Source organism: Agromyces sp. Y575 (assembly GCF_059445445.1).
The window spans coordinates 951688-976276 of record NZ_JCAIUI010000001.1 but is presented as its reverse complement, the minus strand read 5'-3'; the positions used below and the strand labels follow the sequence as shown (position 1 = coordinate 976276).

Annotated in this window: 21 protein-coding genes, 1 tRNA gene and 1 other RNA gene; 16 read left to right on the top strand and 7 right to left on the bottom strand. The window is 66.8% G+C overall.

The features are described from left to right. Positions 1-102 precede the first annotated feature (102 nt). Complete coding sequence (gene smpB / locus AC1C2U_RS04645) at positions 103-579, top strand: SsrA-binding protein SmpB (RefSeq protein ID WP_495360536.1); 477 nt, start codon at positions 103-105, stop codon at positions 577-579. A gap of 83 nt (positions 580-662) precedes the next feature. Continuing rightward, positions 663-1400 (top strand): tyrosine-protein phosphatase, encoded by a 738-nt coding sequence (locus AC1C2U_RS04640; RefSeq protein WP_495360535.1) that lies wholly within the window; start codon positions 663-665, stop codon positions 1398-1400. 38 nt (positions 1401-1438) lie between these two features. Here AC1C2U_RS04640 and AC1C2U_RS04635 read toward each other — a convergent pair whose 3' ends face one another. Further along, positions 1439-2122 carry an SIMPL domain-containing protein gene (locus AC1C2U_RS04635; RefSeq protein ID WP_495360534.1) on the bottom strand — a complete coding sequence of 228 codons (684 nt, stop codon included), beginning with the start codon at positions 2120-2122 and terminating at the stop codon, positions 1439-1441. A 180-nt stretch (positions 2123-2302) separates the two neighbouring features. Between AC1C2U_RS04635 and ssrA the strand changes: the two genes are divergently transcribed. After that, positions 2303-2674: a transfer-messenger RNA gene (gene ssrA, locus AC1C2U_RS04630) on the top strand. Positions 2675-2730: 56 nt separating this feature from the next. Here ssrA and AC1C2U_RS04625 read toward each other — a convergent pair. Continuing rightward, on the bottom strand, positions 2731-3642 hold the full coding sequence (locus tag AC1C2U_RS04625; RefSeq protein ID WP_495360533.1) for a LysR family transcriptional regulator: 912 nt from the start codon (positions 3640-3642) through the stop codon (positions 2731-2733). Positions 3643-3723: 81 nt separating this feature from the next. On the opposite strand from AC1C2U_RS04625, the gene AC1C2U_RS04620 reads away from it, so the two are divergent. Continuing rightward, positions 3724-4647, top strand: coding sequence for a DMT family transporter (locus AC1C2U_RS04620; RefSeq protein ID WP_495360532.1), 924 nt, complete (start codon positions 3724-3726; stop codon positions 4645-4647). Positions 4648-4704: 57 nt separating this feature from the next. On the opposite strand, the gene AC1C2U_RS04615 is transcribed toward AC1C2U_RS04620, so the two are convergent. The 3 genes from AC1C2U_RS04615 to AC1C2U_RS04605 all read right to left on the bottom strand — a co-directional run bounded on the left by AC1C2U_RS04615 (position 4705) and on the right by AC1C2U_RS04605 (position 7135). Next, the gene (locus AC1C2U_RS04615; RefSeq protein WP_495360531.1) at positions 4705-5229 is read right to left on the bottom strand and encodes a septum formation family protein; all 525 of its coding nucleotides are present in this window, start codon (positions 5227-5229) and stop codon (positions 4705-4707) included. A 125-nt stretch (positions 5230-5354) separates the two neighbouring features. Then, a complete protein-coding gene (locus tag AC1C2U_RS04610) occupies positions 5355-6278 on the bottom strand; it encodes an LLM class F420-dependent oxidoreductase (protein WP_495360530.1) in 924 nt (307 codons plus the stop codon). A gap of 2 nt (positions 6279-6280) precedes the next feature. After that, the gene (locus AC1C2U_RS04605) at positions 6281-7135 is read right to left on the bottom strand and encodes an inositol monophosphatase family protein (RefSeq protein ID WP_495360529.1); all 855 of its coding nucleotides are present in this window, start codon (positions 7133-7135) and stop codon (positions 6281-6283) included. Positions 7136-7276: 141 nt separating this feature from the next. Between AC1C2U_RS04605 and AC1C2U_RS04600 the strand changes: the two genes are divergently transcribed. The 10 genes from AC1C2U_RS04600 to nikE all read left to right on the top strand — a co-directional run bounded on the left by AC1C2U_RS04600 (position 7277) and on the right by nikE (position 19281). Further along, a tRNA-Lys gene (locus tag AC1C2U_RS04600) sits at positions 7277-7349 on the top strand. A 217-nt stretch (positions 7350-7566) separates the two neighbouring features. After that, positions 7567-8997 carry a serine hydrolase domain-containing protein gene (locus AC1C2U_RS04595; RefSeq protein WP_495360527.1) on the top strand — a complete coding sequence of 477 codons (1431 nt, stop codon included), beginning with the start codon at positions 7567-7569 and terminating at the stop codon, positions 8995-8997. Continuing rightward, positions 8994-9674: a MurR/RpiR family transcriptional regulator gene (locus AC1C2U_RS04590; RefSeq protein ID WP_495360526.1), complete on the top strand. Its 681-nt coding sequence runs from the start codon at positions 8994-8996 to the stop codon at positions 9672-9674. The genes AC1C2U_RS04595 and AC1C2U_RS04590 overlap by 4 nt, the downstream gene beginning before the upstream one ends. Before the next feature lie 228 nt (positions 9675-9902). Beyond that, entirely contained in the window at positions 9903-11264 is a 1362-nt protein-coding gene (locus tag AC1C2U_RS04585) for a M20/M25/M40 family metallo-hydrolase (protein WP_495360525.1), read from the top strand. Continuing rightward, positions 11261-12688 carry a serine hydrolase domain-containing protein gene (locus AC1C2U_RS04580; RefSeq protein WP_495360524.1) on the top strand — a complete coding sequence of 476 codons (1428 nt, stop codon included), beginning with the start codon at positions 11261-11263 and terminating at the stop codon, positions 12686-12688. Before AC1C2U_RS04585 ends, AC1C2U_RS04580 begins: the two co-directional genes overlap by 4 nt. Then, complete coding sequence (locus tag AC1C2U_RS04575) at positions 12685-13692, top strand: S66 peptidase family protein (protein ID WP_495360523.1); 1008 nt, start codon at positions 12685-12687, stop codon at positions 13690-13692. The genes AC1C2U_RS04580 and AC1C2U_RS04575 overlap by 4 nt, the downstream gene beginning before the upstream one ends. 143 nt (positions 13693-13835) lie before the next feature. Then, positions 13836-15497, top strand: a complete 1662-nt coding sequence (locus AC1C2U_RS04570; RefSeq protein ID WP_495360522.1) for an ABC transporter substrate-binding protein — start codon at positions 13836-13838, stop codon at positions 15495-15497. A 90-nt stretch (positions 15498-15587) separates the two neighbouring features. Beyond that, entirely contained in the window at positions 15588-16622 is a 1035-nt protein-coding gene (locus tag AC1C2U_RS04565) for an ABC transporter permease (protein ID WP_495360521.1), read from the top strand. After that, entirely contained in the window at positions 16619-17587 is a 969-nt protein-coding gene (locus tag AC1C2U_RS04560; RefSeq protein ID WP_495360520.1) for an ABC transporter permease, read from the top strand. The genes AC1C2U_RS04565 and AC1C2U_RS04560 overlap by 4 nt, the downstream gene beginning before the upstream one ends. Continuing rightward, a complete protein-coding gene (gene nikE / locus AC1C2U_RS04555) occupies positions 17587-19281 on the top strand; it encodes a nickel ABC transporter ATP-binding protein NikE (RefSeq protein ID WP_495360519.1) in 1695 nt (564 codons plus the stop codon). Before AC1C2U_RS04560 ends, nikE begins: the two co-directional genes overlap by 1 nt. On the opposite strand, the gene AC1C2U_RS04550 is transcribed toward nikE, so the two are convergent. Beyond that, a complete protein-coding gene (locus AC1C2U_RS04550; RefSeq protein ID WP_495360518.1) occupies positions 19278-19991 on the bottom strand; it encodes a GntR family transcriptional regulator in 714 nt (237 codons plus the stop codon). The two genes, nikE and AC1C2U_RS04550, sit on opposite strands and share 4 nt — an antisense overlap. A gap of 77 nt (positions 19992-20068) precedes the next feature. Here AC1C2U_RS04550 and AC1C2U_RS04545 point away from each other — a divergent pair, with 77 nt between their 5' ends. Then, positions 20069-21325, top strand: coding sequence for an aminotransferase family protein (locus AC1C2U_RS04545; RefSeq protein WP_495360517.1), 1257 nt, complete (start codon positions 20069-20071; stop codon positions 21323-21325). After that, entirely contained in the window at positions 21322-22815 is a 1494-nt protein-coding gene (locus tag AC1C2U_RS04540) for an NAD-dependent succinate-semialdehyde dehydrogenase (protein ID WP_495360516.1), read from the top strand. Before AC1C2U_RS04545 ends, AC1C2U_RS04540 begins: the two co-directional genes overlap by 4 nt. Positions 22816-22891: 76 nt before the next feature. Here the strand turns inward: AC1C2U_RS04540 and AC1C2U_RS04535 are convergent, their stop codons facing one another. Then, a complete protein-coding gene (locus AC1C2U_RS04535; protein ID WP_495360515.1) occupies positions 22892-24523 on the bottom strand; it encodes a PucR family transcriptional regulator in 1632 nt (543 codons plus the stop codon). Positions 24524-24589: the final 66 nt, after the last annotated feature.

The following is a 24589-nucleotide window of genomic DNA, read 5'->3' as shown; positions in this document are numbered from 1 at the left end:
TTGCCGCTTCCGAGTCCGGCGAAACGGATGCCGCGGCATCCGTTAGACTGAACGGCTGCTTCGGATGCCCCGGGGCATCCGTTTCGAGGCAAGGAGCCGCTCGTGCCCAGGGAGACCGGTCAGAAGGTCGTGGCGACCAACCGCAAGGCGCGCCACGACTACACGATCGAGGACACCTATGAGGCCGGCATCGTGCTGACCGGCACCGAGGTGAAGTCGCTGCGTGAAGGTCGGGCGTCGCTCGTCGACGGCTACGCGTTCCTCGAAGGCGGCGAGATGTGGCTCGACGCGGTGCACATCCCCGAGTACACCGAGGGCACCTGGAACAACCACGCTCCGCGGCGCAAGCGCAAGCTGCTGCTGCACAAGCAGGAGATCGTGAAGATCAGCCACCGCACGAGCCAGGGTGGCTACACCCTCGTGCCGTTGCGGATCTATTTCTCGAACGGGCGCGCGAAGGTCGAGATCGCGATTGCGAAGGGCAAGCGGGAGTTCGACAAACGGCAGGCGCTGCGCGAGCGTCAAGACAAGCGCGAGGCCGACCGGGCCATGGCGAGCCGGCGCAACCTCGGCGACTGATCATTCCCTGAGCCTGTCGAGTTCCCTGAGCCTGTCGAGTTCCCTGAGCCTGTCGAAGGGGTGCGCGATGTAGGCTCTTCGCGATGGAGACCTCGACCCGCATCCCGGTGCCCGGCACGTACAACTTCCGCGACGTCGGCGGCTTGCCGGCACCGACCGGCACGGTGCGCGATGGCGTGCTCTACCGCTCCGACGGACTGCACCGGCTCGGCGCGGCGGGCAGGGCCGAACTCCGCGAACTCGGCGTCGGCATCGTCATCGACCTGCGCGACGACAACGAGGCGCAGTTCATGCCCGATGATCTCGGCGATCTCGAGGTCGAGGTACTCCGGCTTCCCGTCTTCGAGGGGTCCGGCGCCTCGCAAGGCCCGGCCGGCATCTCGCTCGAGGCGTTGTACGAGCGCATCGTCACCCAGCACGCCTCGGTCGTCGTCGCAGCCCTGCGCGAGATCTCGAGCGCCGGTGACCGCGCCGTCGTCGTGCACTGCACCGCCGGCAAAGACCGCACGGGCATCGTCATCGCACTCGCGCTCCTCGCCGTCGGTGTCGACCGAGAGGCCGTCATCGTCGACTACGCCTCGACCGAGGCGAACCTCGCAGGGGAGTGGCTCGAAGAGATGGTGGGCCTCGTCGTGCAGTACGGCGTGCCCGACAGCCCCGAACTGCGCATCCTCATGGGCGGCAGCCCGCGGGAGGCGATCGAAGGCGTGATCGAGATCATCGAACGCGACCACGGCTCGACAAGGGAATACCTGCTCGCCTCAGGCCTCGGGCTCTCCGAGCTCGCCGCCCTCGAGACGCTGCTGATCGACCCCAGCTGATCTCGGTCGGCTTCTCGACGTCGGCCGAACCGACCCGGCTACGCAGTCGCGGCGGCGGCCGCGAACCTGGCGTCGACGGATGCCGCGATCACGAGTTGCGCCGGCGTGAACTGCGACGGGCCGCCGCCCGACGAGTCGATCGTTGCATCGAGCATCGCGTACATCCGCTCAGCGCCGCCACCGCCCGGCACGACCGGCTGCGCGGTGAGCAGGCCCGTGTCGGCGAGTTCGACGGGCGCGGGATCCCCGAGACCGAGCGCCGCGGCGTAGACGGTCGCTTTCGCGACGGCGTCGGCGACAGCGCCGCGCTGCGCGAGTTCCTGGGTGCGCTTGCGGGTGGCATCTGTCAGTCGCCACTCGATACCGCCAACGGAGACCCGACCGTTGACGGAGACGGCGCTGACCCATTCGCCGAGCTTGTCGAGATCGGTGAAGACGACCTCGACGTCGGCGCTCACCTGATGCACGACCGGCAATTGCTTGCCTTCGTTGTTCCACGGGCGATGCGAGGAGACGCGGAGCTGCCCCGCGGACCACGTTTCGAGGGCGCCGGATGCCTCGAGCTCGCGCACCTCGGCGATGAGCTGCTCGTGGGCGGCCGTCGTACTCGCCAGTGTCGAGTCGCGCTCGGCCCCCGACGCGCCGACGCTCAACGAGACGGCGCCGAGTTCGGGAAGGATGCGTTCTTCGGCGTTGCCGCGCACGGCGATGACGGTAGCCACATGGACCTCCGGATTCATCCGCTCGGGAATGGCGGAGCGGCCGCGCCTGTTCTAGACTGTAAGGCCGGGCACCCACCGATCCAAAGATCGGCGCTCCGGTTTGAAAACTCCACAGTGTGCGACAACGGCCCGCCAGGCTCATCACTCAGTTCCGACTGAGCGACAGTCACGGCGATTCATGGGGATGATCGGTTTCGACATCGTCTGCGAACCCACGAGAAGCGGGCCGAGGATCCAGGGTTATCTCGTTAACGATCTCTGGAAAACAATAAGTGCCAATTCAAAGCGCACTGACTTCGCCCTCGCTGCTTAAGCGAGCTCGATAGTCCGTCAGCCCGCGGGTCTGTTCCCGCCCCGGTAGCTGGCGTCATCTAGGGAACTTGCTGCGTGTGGTCGCCTGAGCGACACGCGGGACTTTACTCAGGCTGGGCTCGTCGACCTAGGCGCCTGTGGCAAAGGTCGGGGCCGAGTAGAACGCTTGCACAGGCTGCGCCCGGAGAAGGCGTGGAATCACAGCGATGGACGGGGGTTCAATTCCCCCCATCTCCACCATCGGCCGTTGTCGCACACTGTCGGAGCAGTTCAGCGCTGCATCATGCATCCGTGTCTCAGGTGCGTGCTGCTTCGCGCAGCAGCGCCGTGATGCGCAGAACCGCGGGGTGCGTTCGCATCGAGCGCTTCACTCGCAACATGATGCGCCGCTGCACGTCGACATCGTCGACGGGCAGTACGGTGACGCCGTCGGGTAGGTCGAGCACGCCGAGGCGAGGCAGCACGGTGACGCCGACGTTGTGGGCGACGTAATCGAAGGCGGTCGCATAGTCGGGGGCCTGGATGCGGAACTGCGGTGCGAACCCGTGAGCGGCGCAGGCCGACAGCGCGATCTCACGGCATGGTCCGTGAGCGTGGTCATTGTCGATCCAAGGTTCGTCGGCGAGCTCGCGCAGCGTCACCGAGCGCTGCACCGTGAGCGGATGCCCGTTCGGCACGACGACGACGTAGCCCTCGGTGCGAAGCTCTTCGATCTCGTAGCCGTCTGCTGCGCCATCTGCGACAGCGGGGTCCCGGTCGCCGCGAACCGATTCGGCGACGTACAGCTCGATGTCGGGCTCGCCGGCGTGTTGTCCGCTCAGCTCGACGAGGCTGAGCTCGAGCCGCAGTGTCGGGAATTCGCTCAAGAGTGTGGCGGCGATCGCCGGCATCCAGGCGCGGTTCGACGACATGAAGCAACTGATGCGCAGCGTGCCGCTGCGGCCGGAGCGCAGGTCGTCGGCCATGGAGTCGAAATCGGCGAGTTGGTCGAGCACTCGAGCGGCACGGTCGGCGACGGCGATGCCGGCCGACGTCGGCACGATGCCGCGCCCGCGCTTCTCGATGAGCGTCAGCCCGGTCTCGCGCTGCAGCGAGCTCACGTGCTGGCTGACCGCCGAGGGCGTGTAGCCGAGCCGGGTCGCGGCCTGATTGATCGAGCCGGTCTGCACCACGGCACGGAACACGCGGAGTCGATGCGGGTCTACCATGCCGCGATCGTACAGTGTTACTGAACGAATAGGAAGAATCGTTCGCTTGTACTGAGGTGATTTGCACGTCAGGCTGTACGAATGCGACTCCCTTCAGCGGCCGCGCCCGACGCGCTGCAATCACCGGTGCCACCAGCCACGATCGGCTGGAAGGTGCTGACCGCGATGCTCATCGTGCTGGTGCTCTGGGCCTCGGCATTCATCGCCATCCGAGGGGTCGGGGATGCGATCTCGCCCGGGCCGCTCGCGCTCGGCCGACAGCTCGTCGGTGCCACCGTGCTCGTCGCGATCGCCATCTGGCGCCGCCCGCCGCTGCCTCGACCACGCGCGCTCGTGCTCATCGCGATCTACGGTCTGCTCTGGTTCGCTGGCTACACTCTCGTGCTCAATCTCGCCGAGCGCCACCTCGACGCGGGCACCGCCGCGATGCTCGTGAACATCGCGCCGCTCCTCGTGGCGCTCGCCGCCGGTGCGCTGCTGAAAGAGGGATTCCCGCGCCCGCTCATGGTCGGAATCGGCATCGCGTTCACCGGCGTCGTGATCATCGCGACGGGCGGCATCGGCGCGCACAGCGATCCGCTCGGCATCGTGCTCGGCATCCTCGCCGCAGTGCTCTATGCCGCCGGGGTGCTCGTGCAGAAGGTCGCCCTGCGAGAGGCCGACGCGCTGAGCGCGACTTGGATCGGTTGCGTGGTCGGCGCCGTGGCGCTGCTGCCATTTCTCCCGCAGACCATCGGTGAACTCGCCGATGCCCCGACGCCGGCCGTGCTGGCGGTCGTGTACCTCGGGGTCTTCCCCACCGCTGTAGCGTTCCTGCTCTGGGCGTACGTGCTCAAGCGCAGCTCCGCCGGTGCGACAGCCTCAGCCACGCTCGCCGTGCCGGCGATCGTCGTCGTGCTCTCGTGGTTGCTGCTCGGCGAGCTGCCGACCGTGCTCGGCATGATCGGCGGCGTGCTGTGCCTCGCCGGCGTCGCGTGGAGCCGCCGCAAACCCCGGTCGGCATGAGAAATGCCGCGTGGTGCGGCCCGGAGGCGCACCACGCGGCATCCGTGGCTCAGCTGATCAGCGTGCGGCGCCCGCGAGGGTGCCCGTGACCTGGCCGGCCGGGTCGTAGATCACGCACGAGACCACACGGTCGTCGAGGCTCTCCCAGCTCTCCTGCGACGGGCGGTACGCGTACATGTCGAGCGTCGAGGTTTCGTAGGCGAGGCCGACGAACGGCTCGAACTGCGCGAGGCAGGCCTCGTCGGACTGAGTCTCCACGACGTCGTCGCCGGGGTACTCCTCGCCATCGAGGGTGAGGTCGAAGAACACCTCTTCGTCGTGGGACTGGCCGCAGGGAACGACGGGCACCTCGGAGACGAGCTCTTCGGTGACCTCGTTCATGCAGTCGCCGACCTGGAGCGCGAAGACATCGGCGTCACCCTCTTCGACGATCTCTTGGGTGGTCTCGTCGCGTTCGGGTTGCGGTGCGGAGCCGCCGAGGAGGTTTCCGACGATGCTGCATCCGGAGAGCGGGATCGCGACCGCGACAGCGGCAATGGCGACGAGTGCGCGCGTCAGGGGGCGGCGCGTGGCAGAGTTCACGGGTAGGGCCTCTCAGTTGGGGTGGGGATCGATGATCGCGAGAGGGCCGTCACACACCGGCGCCCGCCTCATCCGGGTGATTCGCTGTCAGCATAGCGGGACTCGGGAACGCGCCGCTTGCCGGTTCAGCGCAAGTGCGGTGCCACCTCGGCGGCGATGAGCTCGAGGTGTTCGAGATCGCGCATGTCGACGAGCTGCAGGTAGACCCGCTCGGCGCCGAGGTCGCGGAGGCGCAGCAACTTCTCTACGGCCGCGGCCGGGGATCCGGCGATGTTGACCTCGGCGAAGTCGTCGGGATCGGCACCGATGGCGGCGAGACGGCGCAGGTACTCCGCGTCGGATGTCGCGACCACAGCGGGCAACGCGACGCTTGTGCGAATCGAACCCGGGTCGCGGCCGAGTTCTTCGCACGCACGCCGCACTCCCTCGAACGTCTCGGCGATGATGTGCTCGTCGCGGAACCCGATGTTGAACTCGCTCGCGAACCGTGCGGCGATAGCCGGTGTGCGCCGCGGCCCGGCGCCGCCGACGATGATCGGCAGTGGCGACTGTGCGGGCTTCGGCAGGGCTGGTGAGTGCACAAGACGATAGTGCTCGCCCGCGAAGTCGTAGTGCTCGCCGACCGGAGTCGACCAGAGGCCCGTCACGATCTCGAGCTGCTCTTCAAGAATGCCGAAGCGCTTGGGCGGGAACGGGATGCCGTACGCCTCGTGCTCCTCGGCGAACCATCCCGTTCCGAGGCCGAGCTCGACCCGGCCGCCCGACATGGCATCGACCTGTGCGACCTGGATCGCGAGCACCGACGGGTGCCGGAACGTCGCCGAAGAGACGAGCGTGCCGAGTCGGATGCGGCTGGTCTCACGCGCGAGGCCGGCGAGGGTGACCCAGGCATCGGTGGGGCCGGGCAGCGGATCGGCCTCGTCCATCGCGAGGTAGTGGTCGGAGCGGAACCAGCCGTCGAAGCCCAGCCGCTCGGTCGCGCTCGCTTGCGCGAGCTGGTCGTCGTAACTCGCGCCCTGCTGCGGCTCGGTGAAGATGCAGAGTTCCATGACTACGCCTTCCCGTCGAGCGCCGCGAGAACGTCGTCGTGAAGCAACCCGTTCGTGGCCAAGGCGCTGCCATGCCACGGTCCGGATTCACCGCTGATGGAGGTGAACCGCCCTCCCGCCTCCTCGACGATCGGAATGAGCGCGGCGAGGTCGAACGGCTTCACATCGAACTCTCCTGTGATGTCGATGAGGCCTTCGGCAAGCAGCATGTACGACCAGAGGTCGCCGTAAGCCCGGTCTCGCCAGACGCGTTCGGCGAGCGAGAGGAGCCGGTCGAGGTAGCCAGCGTCGCGCCACTGCGCGATGCTCTGGAAGCTCAAGACGGCGTCGGAGAGCGTCTCGACGCCGGAGACCCGAAGGCGCCTGGCACCGGGGAAGGGGCTGGACGAGGCATCCGTGCCCTGCTCGCTGGCACCGGCCTCGGCGGCCGAACCCGTCGTCCATGCGCCCAGACCCGTCGCGGCCCACCAGCGGCGGCCCATCGCTGGCGAGGAGGCGACGCCGACGACCGGCACGCCATCGACGGCCAGCGCGATGAGCGTGCCCCACACCGGCACGCCGCGCAGGAAGTTGGCGGTGCCGTCGATCGGGTCGATGATCCACTGCCGGGTGCTCTCGCCCTCGGTGCCGAACTCCTCGCCGAGGATGCCGTCACCGGGGCGGGCCTCGGCGATGCGATCGCGAATCGCGCGTTCGACCGCGAGATCGGCCTCGGTCACGGGGGAGCGGTCGGGCTTCGTCTGCACGTCGAGGTCGATCGCACGGAATCTCGCGAGGGAGACGGCATCGGCCAATTCGGCGAGTTCGAGGGCGAGCGCGAGTTCGGCGGCGAGGTCGTTGGCGTCGGCATCGGTCACGTCGTTCAGGCTACCGGCATGTCGCGCCGGGACCGCGACGCGCCGATTCCGGACCCGATTGGTGCAACCGCGGGTTCTCCTGATAACGTGGTTCCTCGGTTCGGGTTGCTGAAAAATCCGAACTTCGACATGCGAAAGCATGCACCTCTAGCTCAATCGGCAGAGCAACTGACTCTTAATCAGTGGGTTCTGGGTTCAAGTCCCAGGGGGTGCACGATTAAGCCTCGAACCTCTCGCCGGGTTCGGGGCTTTTTCACGTTCAGAGCGCGCCGTGCACGACTTGTGCGAGTGCGGCCGTCGAATCGCGCCTCAGAGATCGTCCGTGGTAGGTCCGGCTCTTTCGTCGTACGCTCGTCACCGTGTGCCGAAGAGGCTGCCACGCGCGGCCCGCGCTCCCCACCGAGACAACACCACGAAAGCGAAACCAGCGTATGAGCTCAGCGGTACTCGATGACGCCACCCGCACGGCGATCGTCGACATCTTTCAGGCGCGCCTCGATGAAGGGGTGAGCCCGGGATCGTATGTCGCCGTTTTCGGACCGAACGGAATTGTGTTCGAGCGCGGCTTCGGTGTGAGCGTTCTCGGTGGCAGCACCCCGACCGGGTCGACATCGTTCCGCATCGCGTCCTGCACCAAGAGCTTCACGGCGGCCACGATTCTGTTGTTGCGGGATCGCGGCCAACTGAACCTGGACGCCCCCGTGACCGATTTCGTGCCGCGGTTCACGCGGGTGACGGGCGGACTTCCCGGCACCGTACCGACGGTGCGAATGCTGCTCTCGATGTCCGCCGGCCTGCCAACGGACGATCCATGGGGCGACCGGCAGGAGTCGATCTCGACGGAGGAACTCCTCAGTCTTCTCGACGAGGGTGTCCGCTTCATCTCGACACCGGGAACCGCCTACGAGTACTCCAATCTGGGCTTCGCCGTTCTCGGCCTCGTCGTCGAGGCTGTGACCGGCCGTCGTTTCATCGACGTGGTTGCGGATGACCTGCTGCGCCCGTTGGGGTTGACGGCGCGTTTCGACGGGCACGGCATTCCGGAGGCGGATCTCGCCCTCGGCTACACCAAGCGCGGCGGCGAATGGCTCGAATTGCCATTCTCGGAGCCCGGCGCGTTCTCGCCGATCGGCGGCATCTTCGCCACCCCCCGAGAGATGGCTGCGTGGGCGAACTGGCTCCGCGGCGCACTTGAGCGTGAGCAGCACGGGGCGGATGTGCTCTCCGCGGCGAGCCGTCGCGAGATGCAGCAGATCCATCGTGCGATTCCCGTGCAGGCTCCGCCCGTTGCCGGCAGTGTGCGCGGCTACGGTTTCGGCTTGTTCGTGGAGCAACGCTCCGCCCTCGACCGCACCGTGTTCCACTCCGGCGGATATCCCGGGTTCAGTGCGCACATGCGCTGGCACGAGCAGAGTGGCTGGGGCATCGTCGCGTTCGAGAACGCCACCTACGCCGGCGTCTCGGAGCCGGCCGAGAAGGCATTGCGACACGTCATCGAGCAGCACAGTTCCGCTCCGGTCGCGCAGCCGTGGCCCGAGACCGTAGACCTCGCCCAGCGGGCGAGTGCGCTGTTGCGCCACTGGGATGATGCCGAGGCCGCACGGATCTTCGCCGAGAACGTGGCCCATGACTCACCGTTCTCCGAGCGGCGGACTGTGCTCGCCGGCATCCTGAATGAGATCGGGCCTCTCGGCGACGAGAATGCCGGCGAGCTGGTGGGAACCTCTGAGGACCCGTCTCAGCTCGTCTGGCATCTGGCGACCGAGCGGGGTCGGCTGCGGTGCCAGATCCTGCTGACGCCGACGGTCTCTCCCCGAGTGCAGACCCTCCGGCTGAGCCGAGCAGGAGGTTCCGAGGAATGAGTGAAGCGGGTTCCTCAGATGGCCTGGACGCCGATCACGAGGCGCATCGGCGATTGCGCACACCCGGCGGCCCCCATCGCGAGAGGCTCGAGCAGCGGTCTGCGGCGACCATCCTCCAGCAGCGGGTGATCGAGAAGGAGCAGCACGTTCTCGTCGAGGCGCTCGAGCGTGTGGGGAGCGACGGCTCCGCGGTCGCTGTTACGAGCATCGTCGTCGCCGCCCGGCGCCGTTTCGTCGTCGGCTCGGGCAGGTCCTTCACCTACGCGACGCTGCTGTCGCGTGATCTTGCCGCGGGGCTCTCCCAGGTATTCCTCGTCGATGACACCGTCATCCGCTCCGTTGACATACTGAGCGAAACGAAGTCGACGGACGTTCTCATCTCCTTCTCCTTCCGCCGATACCGGCGGGACACGGTCGAGTTCTGTCGGGAGTTCGTCGCGGCCGGCGGCACCGTCGTCGGCGTGACCGATGAGCGGGACTCGCCGATAACCGAGGTTGCTGAGGCTTGCATCTTCGTGCCGACCGACAGCGTGTCCTCCGCCGATTCGCCCACAGCGATCGCCTCGATCTGTCATCTCATCACGACCCTCGCAACGGCCAGCGCCAAAGGCGCCAGGCGCCGGCTCGCCGAGCGCGACCGGCTGAGCAATCTCCTCGGCCTCTACCTCGAGTCGTGAGCCGACCGGGCTCGACATTCACCGGTGACGAGAATCTCTTGGAGCAATTGTTCACGAGATCGTAACGTCGTGAACGCGGTTGGCAAACATGCGCCAAAGTGTAGAAATACGCAACGCATTTCTTTACATCTTTGACCTTTCTCTTTCAGAGTAAGGGGCTATAGGTTGTCAGGAACAAGATTTGCGTAACGTAAATTCTTCGGTTCTCACGATGGAGAGGTCCCGGTTGTGTCGATAGCAAGCGCGTCATCGCCCGGTACGGCCGCACGAGAGCAGTCGCCGTCCGTCGTCGAGCTGTGCTCCACGCTGATCTCCTTCGATTCGAGCAACTACGGCTCTGCCGGCAGCGCGGGCGAGCGCGAGGTCGCGGACTACATCGTTGCTGTTCTGCGTGAGGCGGGCTACGAGCCCGAGCTATTCGAGTCGGCTCCCGGACGGGCGAATGTCGTGCTGCGCGTCGCTGGCAGCGACAGCAGTCTTCCTGCGCTCCTCGTCCACGGCCACATCGACGTCGTGCCTGCAGAAGCCGACCAGTGGTCAGTCGATCCCTTCGGTGGTCTCGTGCGCGACGGCTACGTCTGGGGCCGTGGGGCGACCGATATGAAGGACATGGTTGCCAACACGCTGAGTACCCTTCTGCGCTGGAAGGAGAAGGATCTGGCTCCGCGCCGGGACATGGTCTTCGCTTTCGTGGCGGATGAGGAGGAAGACGGGGAGTTCGGATCCGAGTGGCTGGTCGCCCATCATCCCGAGTTCTTCGAGGGCGTCGTCGTCGGAATCAGCGAATCGGGCGGTATCCCGGTGGAGGCCGCCGCCGCGGATGGCGGCCTTCGACGGTTCTACCCGATTGCGACTGCGGAGCGCGGCACGCTGCATATGACCCTGCGCGCGAACGGCACCTCAGGGCACGGCTCCCGGCCGACAACCGACAACGCCGTCGTTCACCTCATCGACGCTCTCTCCCAGATCGCCAACTACACGTGGCCGATCGTGCTCAGTCCCACCGTCGAGGCCTTCCTTCGCGGAACCACGACGGCCCTCGGCCTGCCCCTCGACCTCAGTACGGTTTCCGGCGTCGAGGACGCACTCGAACGGATCGGGGAAGACCTGCGGGGCTATGTGCGGCCCGCATCGCGACCGTCCGCGAATCCGACGGTGCTACGGGCCGGCTACAAGGTCAACGTCGTACCCGGAACCGCGGAGGCCGAACTCGATATCCGCACTGTGCCCGGCTCCGAGCCATTCGTTCTCGCGGAGATCGACAGAATGCTCGGCGAACACGTGACGCGGGAATTCATCTCGAACGCGCCCTCCGTCTCCGCCCCGATCGACACGGAGTGGTTCGAGTCGATCCGCGAGGCGATCGTGCGGGAGGATCCGGAAGCAGTCGTGCTGCCGTTCTGCATGGGCGGGGGAACCGACGCCAAGGCCTTCGCGAAGCTCGGAATCATCGGCTACGGATTCTCCCCCCAGGGGATCGACCCCGAGGGGCGTGTCGGCTCCGGCATGCACGGCGTCGATGAACGCGTCCCGGTTGCGTCACTCGAGGCTGGGGCCAGGATGCTCGAACAGTTTCTGACGACCGTATGAGCGCCATCCTCTCCCCCTCGGACCGGGCACTGTTCTCCGTGCTCGAGTACTTTCCGCGCTGGCTCTCGTTTCGTCGCGGTTTCCTGCGCATCCCCGGAATTCAGGCCGCGGTGTTCGCCGGTGGACGCACCGCACTCTCCTTCACCGAGGGCGTCGCCGACATCGAGACGGGGGAGCCGCTTCGCGCTGACCACACGTTCCGTGTCGCGTCCCACTCGAAGACGTTCACCGGTACGGTGCTGCTTCAGCTCGCGGAGCGTGGCGCTCTGCGGCTCGACGATTCGGCGGGCCGCTGGCTTCCCGCTCTCGTCGAGCAGGGGTCACCGCTCGCGGATGCCACCATCCGCGAACTGCTCTGCCATTCCGCCGGCACCATTCGCGACGGCAAGAACGCGGACTTCTGGCAGCACGAGGGACGCTTCCTCGACGACGCGGAGCTCCGCGAGGTTCTCGTGGATGCCGAAGCTCGAACCCTGCCCCGCAACGACCGCTTCAAGTACTCGAACATCGGATTCGCCGTGCTCGGGCAGATCGTGGAAGCGTGCGTCGGCGTCACCTACAACGAGCATCTGATGGTTGCGGTCATCGAGCCTCTCGGACTGCACAACACCGCGCCAGACGCTGACACGGCGCGGGGCGGCCGGCGTACAGCGGGCCACAGCGCGCTGAGCTATGCGGAGCACCGCGTGCCGCTCGCCGACCTCGACACCGGAGCACTGTCGCCCGCGACCGGCGTCGTCTCGACCGCAAAGGATCTCGTCAAGTATTTCTCCGCCCACTTCCTCGGTTCCGGCCTCCTGCTGAGCGACGAATCCAAGCGCCTCATGCAGATCCCCGCCGCGCAGCAGCCGGATGGCAGTCGCTACGGACTGGGTATGGGCGTCTACACGGTGGGCGAACGGCTGGTCCGCGGCCATGGCGGCGGATTCCCCGGAACCATCACGAGCTCGATGTTCGACCGGGAGGCGGAGATCGCCGTCTCTGTTCTGGCGAATGCCATCGACGCCCCGGCGTACAGCATGAGCGCCGGGTTCTATCGCCTGCTCGATGCGGCCGAGCGCAGCGTCGGCAGCGCAATCGCGGAGACGGCCGCCGCGTACGTCGCGAACTTTTCCGGACGCTTCGCCAACCTCTGGGGTGTGCGCGATCTGGTGCCGCTCGGCTCGGTGCTGTTCATTCTCGACCCGAGCGCATCCGACCCCCTCGACGAGGCTCTGCGGCTCGCACCGACCGACACGGATGGCGTCTTCCTCATCGAGGACGATGGCGGATCCGGCAAGGTCGGCGAGCTGGTGCAGTGCATCCGAGGGCAAGACGGCGAACTCGAGGCCGTCATCATCGCGGGCTCCCGCAGCACTGCCTTCACCGCACAGACTCCGCTCAGTGCGATCGTCCGTGCCGTTGACGTGGCTCGCACAGCGTGAGCCCGGACACCGCGAATCCCCGACAGACTGGTGCAGAACTCGTGACCTTTCCCGCGACTCCCGAGGTGTCATCCGGCGCGCTGTCCGAGCGGCGTCGTCCTCCGCGCCTTGCCCCCGGCGACACCGTCTCCCTCGTCTCGCCCGCCGGCCCGACCCCTCCCAAGACTCTCGAGCGCGCCGTGGCCCAGCTGCGGGCGTGGGAACTCGAGCCGATCGTTGCGCCGAATGCGCACCGTGTCGATTCGCGTGCGGAATACCTCGCCGGCAGCGATGCCGAGCGCGCAGCCGATCTTCGCGGGGCCTGGCTCGACCCCTCCATCTCGGCCGTGTTCTGCCTCCGAGGCGGCTACGGCAGCCTGCGAGTGCTCGACTTGCTCGATTTCGATGAGCTGGCGACGGCGGCCCCGAAGCTGCTGATCGGTTCGAGCGATATCACCGCACTGCACTCAGCGTGGAGCACCCGACTCGGTGTCGCAACGGTCTTCGGACCGATGCCCGCGACGGGAGCCTTTCTCGATGATGCGACGGCGCGCGACCACCTCCACGCCCTGCTCTTCAGCCCAGAGGAAACGACCGTCTTCAGCGGACCGGAGGCTGAGGCCATGGTCGCCGGACGCGCGACGGGGGTTCTCGTCGGCGGAAACGTCAGCCTGCTCGCGGCAAGCGTCGGTGCACCGGAGTTCGCGCTGCCGTACGGCGGCATCGGCCTCATCGAGGAGATCTACGAGGAGCCCTACCGCCTCGACCTGCTGCTACTCGAACTCAAGCGCAGCGGTTGGTTCGCCGCGCTCTCGGCCATAGCTCTCGGCTCGTGGGAGGAGAGCGGTGACGACGCACTGATCCGTGCGCTCCTCGAGGAGTATGTCGAGCCCCTCGGCATCCCGGTCATCTGGCAGCTCGGCTTCGGGCATTGCGCAGGAGCACTTTCCCTTCCGCTCGGTGTCGAGGCGAGTCTCATCAGCGAACCCGGCAATCCGCGAATAGAGCTCAGCGCGCCCCTTTGAGCCCTGCACCACGATCACCCCCTTCACACAATGGAGATTGCATGCGATACGTAAGACGAACGTCGGCAGTACTCGTTTCTTCCGTACTCCTTCTCGGTCCGGGAGTCGCGGCCGTCGCCGCGGATTCCGGCGGTGATGCGGTCATGAGCGTCAACCTCAGCGGAACCATCGATTCACTCAACCCATTCCTCGCAAGCAACCAGGCCGCACTCAATGTGCTCACCCTGCAGTACGAGGCGCTCGCCCGTTCCGGACCGGATGCGACGAACGTGCCCGACCTCGCGAGTGAGTGGACCGCGGAGGGCACGACGTGGACGTATACGATGCGTCCCGATCTGCAATGGTCCGACGGCGAGCCGCTCACGGTCGACGATGTGCTGTGGACGTACAACGCGATCCTCGACAACCCCGAGCTCGCAACGCAGAACGGCGGCTTCGTCGAAAGCGTGACCGAAGTCTCTGCCCCTGACGAGAACACGATCGTCGTCGAGACGAAGTCCCCGCAGGCGCCCAACCCGGTTGCCGGAATCATGATCGTTCCCGAGCACGTCTGGAAGGACATCGACAAGCCCGCCGAGTTCGAGAACACGGAGCCGACCGTCGGCTCCGGCCCCTACCTGCTGAGCGAGTATTCGCGCGGTACTTCGGCCATCCTGACGGCGAACGACAAGTTCTGGCGTGGCGCTCCCGCCCTCTCCGGCATCAATTTCATCCAGTACAAGAACACGGACGCCGCCATCCAGGCGCTGCGCACGGGAGAACTCGACCTCGTCGGCGATATGACCGTCGCGCAGTACGACTCTCTCGACGGCGTGGACGGGATCACTCGCAACGAGGCGGATTCGACGGACTACAAGGACCTCTCGATCAACCCCGGTGCCGCTGACCGTCAGGGCAACCCCATCGGCGACGGTGCGGCGGTGCTCAAGGACCAGGAGTTCCGTCAGGCGATCCGCCAGGCCATGGACCAGGAGATGCTCGTCGAGCGAGTGCTCGCCGGTCACGGTTCCGTTGGTGCGGAGATCATGCCCCCCGGTCGCCCTGCCTACTACTGGGACGAGACGGACCTGATCGACCCGTACTCGCCTGAGGACGCCGCTGCTCGTCTCGACGCCGCCGGGTACACGGCCGGCGCTGACGGCACGCGTCTCGGCGCCGACGGCAAGCCCATCGAGCTCCGACTCTCGTTCGACGCCTCGAGCACGGAAGACACCCAGACTGCGCAGTTCGTGCAGACCTGGCTCGAAGAACTCGGTATCACCATCGTCTCCCAGCCGACCGACTGGGACCAGATGGCTCAGGATGCCGCCGAGGGCACGTACGACATGTACATCAACCAGTGGGGCGTCGGAATCGACCCCGACTACATGCTCTCGATCAACACGTGCTCGGCGCTGCCGGAGTCGGCCGGAGCCGCCAACCCCTCATCGGACAACTGGTGCAACCCGGAGTTCGACACGCTCTACTCCGCGCAGCACACGGAGACCGATGAGGCCGAGCGCAAGGACCTCGTGAAGGACGCGCTCAGCCTCCACTACGAGTCTGCGGTCGCGATCGTCCTGTACTACCCGAACCCGCTCCAGGCCTACCGGTCGGACCATGTGACCAACCTCACCCCGTACGCCGGTGACATCAACTACTACTGGGCGTACGCCGACGCCGAGCCCGCGGCTGGTGCGGCGACCGCCGGCGGCGGTGGCGCGGGATGGCTGCTCCCCGTCGGTATCGGTGCTGTCGTTCTGGTCGGTGCCGCAGTGGCGCTGATGATCGCTCGGCGCAAGAAGACCGCGGAGGATCGCGAGTAGTCGGAATCACCGTGGCCTGTCAGCGTGACATCGTTCGCGCTGACGGGCCGCATCCATCCGACGTCCGCCCACTGCAGTGAAGGGGAAACCGTGTCAGCCCTTGAATCCATCCACGGCGCAGCCGTGGAGGAGGGCGCGGAAGCGCCACGCGCGAGCTCGTTCTGGTCGTATCTTCTTCGTAAAACCGGCGGGGCTCTCATCAGCCTCGTCATGGTCGTGCTTCTCGGATTCTTCGCCTTTCGGATCCTGCCGGGGGACCCCGTCGCAAGCCTCACCCGCGGCAAGCAGATCACCGCGGAGCAGCTCGAGAACCTCAAACACCAGTTCGGGCTCGACCAGCCGCTCAGCACCCAGTTCTTCCTTTACATCAAGAGTCTGTTCGACGGCAATCTCGGAACCTCGTACACATTCCGGGCCCCCGTCTCCGCGCTCATCGCCGACCATCTCCTCCCCACGTTGCTGCTCACGGGCACCTCAGCGGTGCTTGCGATCGCCCTCGGTCTCTGGATCGGTCAGCGTGCGGTCGCCCGCCGCGACAAATGGTTCGATCGGAGCAGCACGGCTGTCGCCCTCACACTGTGGTCGGTGCCGACCTTCTGGCTCGGACTGCTCCTCCTCATGGTCTTCGGGGGGATGCTGCAGATCCTCCCCATCGGCGGAATGGTGACCGCAGGGGCCGGCTATACGGGCTTCGCCTATGTCTGGGATGTCATCCGGCACCTCGTGCTGCCCGTCGCAACGATGGTGGCCGTCACCTACGCGCAGTACATGCTCGTCATGAGGGCCTCCCTCTTGGAGGAGATGACGTCCGATTACCTCGTCACGGCAAGAGCGAAGGGTCTTCCGGAGGACCTCGTGCGAACCCGTCACGCCCTGCCCAACGCACTCCTGCCGACCGTGACCCTCGTCTTCCTCCAGATCGGCAGCCTCATCGCGGGAGCGGTCACGGTGGAGACCGTGTTCTCCTGGCCGGGCCTCGGCTTCCTGACCTTCCAGGCCCTGCGCGGTCCCGACCTGCCGCTGCTGCAGGGAACGTTCGTCGTCTTCTCGGCGATCGTCATCATCATGAACCTCGCTGCGGATCTCGTCTACCGCACGATCGACCCACGGGTGCGTGCCGCATGACAAGACTCGAAGCCGCGGCGAAGTCCGAGCAGGCGCAGAAGCCCAAGCGGCCGGAGAAGCCCAAGCGGCCCGAGAAGCCCACGGGCCGCGTCGCGATACGGCCACGTCGGATCGATGCGTTCGCCGTGAGCTGGCACTCCTTCGCGAAGAGCCGAAGCGGCGTCTGCGGCCTGATCTTCCTCGTCGTCGTCGTCCTCGCCGCGATCCTCGCACCTGTGCTCGCCGACGAGTCGATGCTCGACGTCACGAAGGTGACGAATCCCGCCAACCAGCCGCCGAGCTGGGAGAACCCACTCGGTACCGATCCGCTCGGGCGGTCAGTTCTCGCCATGCTGCTCTGGGGCTCGCGGATGTCGCTCCTCGTCGGCGTCGCCGCAACCGTCGTCTCCATGGTGCTCGGCGCGGTCTTCGGCATCCTCGCGGCCAGGTTCACCGGCTGGCGGTCCGCGATTCTGCTCCGAGTCATCGACTTCTTCCTCGTGCTGCCGTCGCTCGTGCTCGCCATCGTGCTCTCGAGCGTTCTGCAGCGCGGGCTCTGGACGATCATCATCGCGATCGGGGTCACCTCCTGGGCGGGAACGGCGAGACTCGTCCGTTCGCAGGCCCTCACCATCGAATCGCGCCCCTATATCGAGCGCTCCATCGCGCTGGGCGCGAGCAGCGGGCACATCGTGCGTCGGCACATCCTTCCCGGTGTGATGCCGTTCATCATGGCGAGCACCACGCTCACGGTGGGCGCCGCGATCATCGCGGAGTCGACGCTCTCCTTCCTCGGCCTCGGCGATCCGGGGCAGGTCTCCTGGGGATCCATGCTCAAGCTCTCGCTCGATACGGGCGCCGCGACGGCGGGGTACTGGTGGTTCGTGCTTCCCCCGGGCATTGCGATCGTCGCCGTCGTACTCGCCTTCACGCTGGTGGGGCGCGCCATCGAGACCGTCATCAACCCGACCCTGAGAGGCCGCTGATGCCATCCCTGACCTTCGACGACGTCAGCATCTCCTACCGAACCCACGGTGAGTCGGGCCGCGGGGAGGTTGCCGCGGTACGAAACATCAGCCTCTCGCTTCCGGCGGGCGGAACCCTCGGCATCGCGGGGGAGTCCGGTTCCGGAAAATCCACCCTCGCGATGTCGGTGCTCCGATTGCTGCCCCGCAACGCCACGGTGACGGGCCGGATCCTCCTCGACGATCGAGACCTGCTCTCACTGAGTTGGGGCAAGCTTCGCATCGTGCGCTGGGGGGAGGCGGCCGTCGTCTTCCAGGGCGCGATGCACTCGCTCAATCCGGTCAAACGCGTCGGTCGCCAGATCGCGGAAGCGCTGGACCTGCACCTCAAGAAGACGTTTCCCACGCTGGTGGCCCAGGAGAAGCGCGCGGTCGAGCTTCTCGCGCTCGTCGATCTCCTCCCGGAGAAGGCGCTCTCCTTCCCCCATCAGCTTTCGGGCGGTCAGAAGCAGCGCGTCATGATCGCGATCGCGCTCGCCTGCGATCCCGACCTCATCATCGCCGACGAGCCGACGACCGCGCTCGACGTCATCGTGCAGGCCCAGGTGCTCGAGGTGCTGAGCGGGCTCGTCCGCGATCGTGGCATCTCGCTCCTCATGATCAGCCATGATCTCTCCGTGCTCGGAAGCGTCTGCGAGCGCATCGGGGTGATGTACAAGGGCGAGCTCGTCGAGCTCGGTCCGGCCGCGGATATCGTGAACGATCCCCAGCACCCGCACAGCAAGGCACTCGCTGCGGCCTTCCCAGAGATCGGCGATCCTGCCAGCAGGTTCCGCCCGGTGACGCGACGGGACTCGGAATCTCCCTCGATCGCGGAGTCCCATGAGCGTTCAGCGGGCACGGGCACGGGCACTGGCACTGGTGCGGTTGTGCTGGAGGGCCGGGGGCTGAGCGTCAACTTCCAGACTCGGGCGGGAAACCTCAAGGCGGTCGACAACGTCGACATCGAGTGTCGCGAGGGCGAGATCATCGCGCTGGTCGGCCAGTCGGGCTCCGGCAAGACGACGCTTGCACGAACGCTTCTCGGACTCGAGAAGCCGACGAGTGGGGAAGTCCTCTTCCGCGGCCAACGACTCTCGTCCGATACCAAGGATCTGAAGGCGTATCGCAGGTTGGTGCAGCTCATCCCGCAGGATCCCTCGGGAGCGCTGAACCCGAAGCATTCCGTCTACGAGTCGGTCGCGGAGGGTATCCGCATCCATTCTCTGCCGGGGGACGAGCGCGAACGTGTCGCCCAGGCGATGCGGGATGCCGAGCTCTCTCCCGCAGAGCAGTACTACCGCGCGATCCCGCAGGAGCTCTCCGGCGGACAGTGTCAGCGAGTCGTCATCGCGGGCGCCCTCGCTCTCGGCCCCCAATTCCTCGTTGCGGATGAGCCTGTGGCGTCCCTCGATGCCTCGGCGCGCGGCGAGATTCTCGCCTTGTTCCTCCAGCTCAAACGTGAGTTGGGGCTCGGAGCTCTCGTCATCACCCATGACCTCGGTCTTGCCTGGAACATCGCAGACAGGGTGCTCGTGATGCATCGCGGCGTGATCGTCGAGGGTGGCCCTGTCGAGGATGTGCTCCTCAATCCGCAGCACGAGTACACGCGCAAGCTGCTCTCGGTCGTTCCCGTCGCGGCGCGTGTCGAGCAGTCGGAGGGGGTCTTGCCCTAGGAGTTGGTGCGCCGCGGTGCGGCGACCGCGGGCAGGGGTTGAAGCCGGGCGAGCAGGATGCTGTGCAGGCGCTCCCGGTTCGCGGAGATATGAGCCTCGACGATGACGGCGGCCGGGCCCGGTGCGGGGTTCTCGAGCGCGTCGAGGATGCGGCGATGATCCTCGATGAGCTTCTCGGCGTGCTCGTGTTCACGGTCCTCCGTCGAGAGGACCCTGAGATAGAACGTCAGCTCCTGCAAGACCTGGGCGTAGAAGGCGTCGATCCTCTTGCTCTCCAGCAGAGCGACGATCGAGGCGTGGAAGGCGAGGTCTGCGCGGACGATCTGTTCTGGAGCGCCGTTCTCGGCAGCCTCACGGAACCCGTCGAACGCGTCCCGCACTCGTCGGAGTCCGGCGGTGCTCGGGAGGCGCGATACCGCGGCACTCTCGAGCGCGAGCCGTACCTGGAACAGTTCGGTGAGTTCTTCGACCGTGGGCACGATGACGACGGTGCCGCGGTTGAACTCGTAGTCGACGAGGCCGCCCTGCTCGAGGAGGCGTACGGCTTCGCGAACGGTGTTGCGAGAGATCTTGAGGCTTGCGGCGATCGTGCTCTCGCGGAGCGCCTCCCCGGGTCGAACCTCGCCGCTGAGGATCTTCTCGGTCAGGGCTGCGGCCAGCTGCTCCGCGGTGCTGCTGCGCTGCAGCTCGATGCCGTCGATTCCTCGCATCGTTTCAGCCTAGACGTCCGAGAGACTTCGTCCTAGTGTTCTATTGTAGGACAATTCGCAACTTCTAAGGAGTCAGCATGTCAGCATCAAGCCCAGCCCTGTGGAGCGCGCAGGCGCACATGCCGAGCATCCTCGGGCGGCAGATCGTCGTCTCCGGGGGAGACGGCGCCTACGTCACTACGGCGGACGGGCGACGGCTCCTCGATGCCACCGCGGGTCTGTGGCATGCCAATGTCGGCCACGGTCGGGAGCGGATCGCACGCGCCGCGTACGAGCAGATGCAGAAGCTCGAGACGTACCACGTCTTCAATCGCTTCGCCAACGACGTGGCTCTCGACCTCGCCGAGCGGCTGGCGGGCCTCGCTCCCTTCGCGGACGCCAAGGTCATCCTCGGGAGTGGGGGATCCGATGCGATCGAAAGCGCCTGCAAGCTCGCCCGTCGCCATTGGCAACTGGAAGGTCGCGAGAATAAGAAGCTCATTCTGAGCCGCACCTACTCGTACCACGGGGTGCACGGCTACGGCACGAGCATTGCAGGTCTCGACTACAACCGCGAGGGCTACGGCTCGGACTCCCTCATCCCGGAGACGGCGCGCATCGCACACTCCGATATCGCGAGCGTTGCCGTGAGCATCGCGGAGCTCGGGGCCGAGAACATCGCCGCGATCATCGCCGAGCCCGTCATGGGAACGGGCGGCGTCATCCCGCCGGCGCCCGGCTATCTCGAAGGCCTGCAGCGTCTCGCGAAAGAGAACGACATTCTGCTCATCGCGGATGAGGTGATCACCGGCTTCGGCCGCGTCGGCACGATGTGGGGAAGCGAACGGTTCGCCTTCGCGCCGGACCTGGTGCTCTTCGCCAAGGGAGTGACCTCCGGCTACGCGCCACTCGGCGGCATCCTCGTGACGCCCCGCATCTGGGAGCGGTTCTACGCCGGCGCCGGCGCCCCCGTCTACCATCACGGCCTCACTTACGCGGGTCACGCGACAGCCTGTGCCGTTGCGATGGCCAACCTCGACATCCTCGAGGAGGAGGGACTCCTCGCCCGCGTCGTCGCCCTGGAGGGCGTGCTCGACGCGGCCCTCGAGCCGCTGCGTGCCCACGAACTGGTCGCAGAGGTGCGTTCCAGCGGTTTCATCGGCGGCGTGCAGCTCGCCGATCACGTCGACGGGGATGCTGTCTCCGATTTCGCCCTCGATCGTGGAGTGATCCTGCGAGTGCTGCGCGGCAACACTCTGCAGATCAGCCCCCCATTCGTCGTCACCGATGCGGAGACGCAGCGCATCACGCAAGTCATCGCCGAGGCACTCGAATCCGGGCGTGTGCTCCGATGAGCGCGGGGAGCACAGTCAGCGCTTCGAGTGAGACCGGCACGGCGGCGATCGCCCGGTCCGATGCGGTGATAGCCGGGATCGGATCGAGGGTCGCAGGGTCCGGCGGAAGCGAGTTCGAGGTCACCGATCCCGCGACCGGTGCGGTACTGATGACCGTCGTCGACGACGGCGCGCCTGAGGCGATCGCGGCGGTCGACCGGGCCTTCGTGACGGGGCGCGAGTGGTCGCGGACCACGCTCCGTCACCGCAGCGACCTCCTCCGTCGGGTCTACGACGCCGTGATCGACCGGGCAGAGGATTTCGCGCTCCTCATCACGCGCGAGATGGGCAAGCCCCTGGCCGAATCTCGGGCCGAGGTCGAGTACGCGGCGGACTTCATTCGCTGGTACGCGGATGAGGCGGTCCGGCCTGCTGGGAGCTACCAGCTGAGCCCGACGGGCACGAGCCGTCTCGTGACGAGCCGCAGTCCGGTCGGCGTCTGCCTGCTGATCACCCCCTGGAACTTTCCTCTCGCCATGGCGACGCGCAAGATCGCTCCCGCGCTCGCCGCGGGGTGCACCGTGATTCTCAAGCCTGCCGCGCTCACGCCCCTCGCGAGCCTCCTGTTTCTCGAGATGCTGCGGGCTGCGGGCCTCCCTGAGGGGGTCGTGAACATCGTCACGACGACGGATGCCGGCGCACTGAGCGCCGCGGTCATGGCGGATCCGCGAGTTCGGAAGATCTCATTCACGGGCTCCACCCCGGTCGGGATGCGCCTGCTCGAGCAAGGGGCGAGGAATGTGCTGCGCGCATCCATGGAGCTCGGGGGCAACGCTCCGTTTCTCGTACTCGACGACGCGAACCTCGAACGGGCGATCAGCGGCGCAATGCTCGCGAAGCTTCGCAACGGTGGGCAGTCCTGCATCGCGGCCAATCGCTTCCTCGTCCAGGACGGCATCGCGAACGACTTCGTCGAGGCCTTCACCGAGCGGATGCGGGCGGTCACTGTGGGAAACGGCCTGGACCCCGCCGTCACGCTCGGCCCGGTCATCGACGCCCGCGCACAGAACCGGCTCGCAGCCCTCGTCGAGGAGTCCGTCGATCGAGGTGCTCGGCTGCTCACGGGTGGCCACGCGCTTCCCGATGCCGGATACTTCTTCGAGCCGACCGTGCTCGACGCCGTGCCTCGGGGCGCCGATGCGCTGGAGACGGAGATCTTCGGCCCGGTCGCCGCGGTCAGCCGTTTCCACTCGCAGGAGGAAGGGATCGCGCTCGCCAATGACACCCCCTTCGGCCTCTCGGGCTACGTCTACACGCAGGACCTCGACCGTGCCTTCGAGATCGCCGAGCGCCTCGAGACGGGGATGGTCGGGGTGAACCAGGGCGTCGTCTCGAACGTCGCCGCGCCGTTCGGGGGAATCAAGCACTCCGGACTCGGGCGTGAGGGCGGAGCGGAGGGCCTCGAGGAATATCAGGACGTTCGCTACATCGCGATCGCCCGCGGCGCCTGAGCCGCGGCCGAGCAAGCGGCGTTCGCTGACGGTGGGGCGGCCGGAGACGGCCGCTCCGCCCGCGCTCCCGCGAAGGTCAGCTCTGCATGGCTCGAATCCGCAGGCACATCGTGAGCAGCAGCCTGTCGTCGTGGGAGGAGAGCACGCAACCTGTGAGCGCCTCGATCTGGTGCAGCCGGTAGATGAGCGAGTGCCGGTTCAAGTGCAGGAGCCGTGCAGCGGCGGAGATATTGCCGTTCTCCTCGAGGAACACGGAGAGGGTGCGGATCATCTGCGAGTTCTTCGCGTCGTCTGCGTTCTCGAGCGGAAGGAGCGTCTCATCGATGAGACGGAGGGCGACGTCATCGCCGAGGGTGCGGTGCAGAAGCCGGTATGACCTGAGGCGCTCCGCACGGCCGACGCTTCCGGAGCCCGCGATCGCGCGCGTCACATCGAGAGCGATCCTTGCCTCGCGTACTGCATTGGCGAGGCCCGCGAAATCGTGAGTTCCCGCCGCGACACCCCAGGAGACTCCCGGCTCGGGCGATGTCGCGCGAGCGAATGCCGGTGCGGACCGATCGAGGGGATGCAGACACAACAGCAGCTCGAATCCACGGGCGGCGATGAGGCTTCCGGGGTGGCTGAATCGGCTCCGAATCAGACGGAGCAGCATGCGTGCCGAGTTCGCGGCGGGGGCGCCGTGCGCCGTGGGGGGAAGATCGATGAGCCCCACGCACACCAGATACTCGGTACGGGCGGAGAGCCCGAGCAGAGCGGCGCGGCTCGTCGTCTGTTGGGGCGAGGCGATCGCGTCATCCGCGAGTGCCCAGAGATAGTCTTCCCGCGCGGCGGACTCGGACTCCTCCGCGGTGAATCGTCGGAGGAGCTCGATCGCCACTGCCGTCGCCGCGTGTTCGACCGCGATGCTCGCCTGGTCGTGATCGTTGGAGGTCTCGAGCAGAGTGACGACCCAGCCGAGCACGCCATCGTGGACCACAGCCGGGGCGGCCACCATGACAACTGGGGGTCGTTCTCCGAACGTCTCGGCGACGGCTCCGGAGAATCCGCTCGCACGAGAGGCCGTCGCGAGCTCGGAGAGCGCCTTGAGTAGCGTCTCCGCCGCGAGATCTGCCGTGAGCCAACCAGAGCCGAGGCGGCCGGCGCCGATCACCGCGAGGCTGGAATCGGTGACGAGCACAGGCGTGCGGAGCACCGCTTCGAGGGCCTCCGCCACACCGACGATCCCGCCCGGCTTGCCGAGCAGCGCGCGAGTGAACTCCCCGGGCAGTGCGCCGGCCGTGGGCGATGAGCCGTCGTCCCGTCGATAGAGAGACTGAATGATCGCGCGCGAGATATCGGAGAAGCGCAGCTGCCACGGCAACCTGACGAGGGTGAGCCCGTGTTCCGCGGCACTCGAGATGACCGAGGCGGGCACGCTCTCGTGGATCGCGCCGGGACCGACGCTCAGACACAGCCCAGTCGCTCCGGCGGTTGCGACCTCGCGCACGAGGTCCTCGAGCTGAGCCTCGTCACAGCCGACACCCGTCGTGAGCACGAGATCGCCGCCGCTCACGAAATCTTCGACCGGCCACTCGATGACGGAGATCCAGCGGACGGATTGCGAGAGGTCGCCCGTGTGGAGCACGTGGGCGGTGGCGAGCTCCGGTAGCTCCAGGCTTTCTGCCAGGGTCAGCGTCGGACCGGGTGATTCGATCTCGGTGCGCGTCACCCCCTAACGCTAACCGTCCTCGCACGTGCCGACGCGGAAAACCTGGGGCACATCGGCTCGGCAACC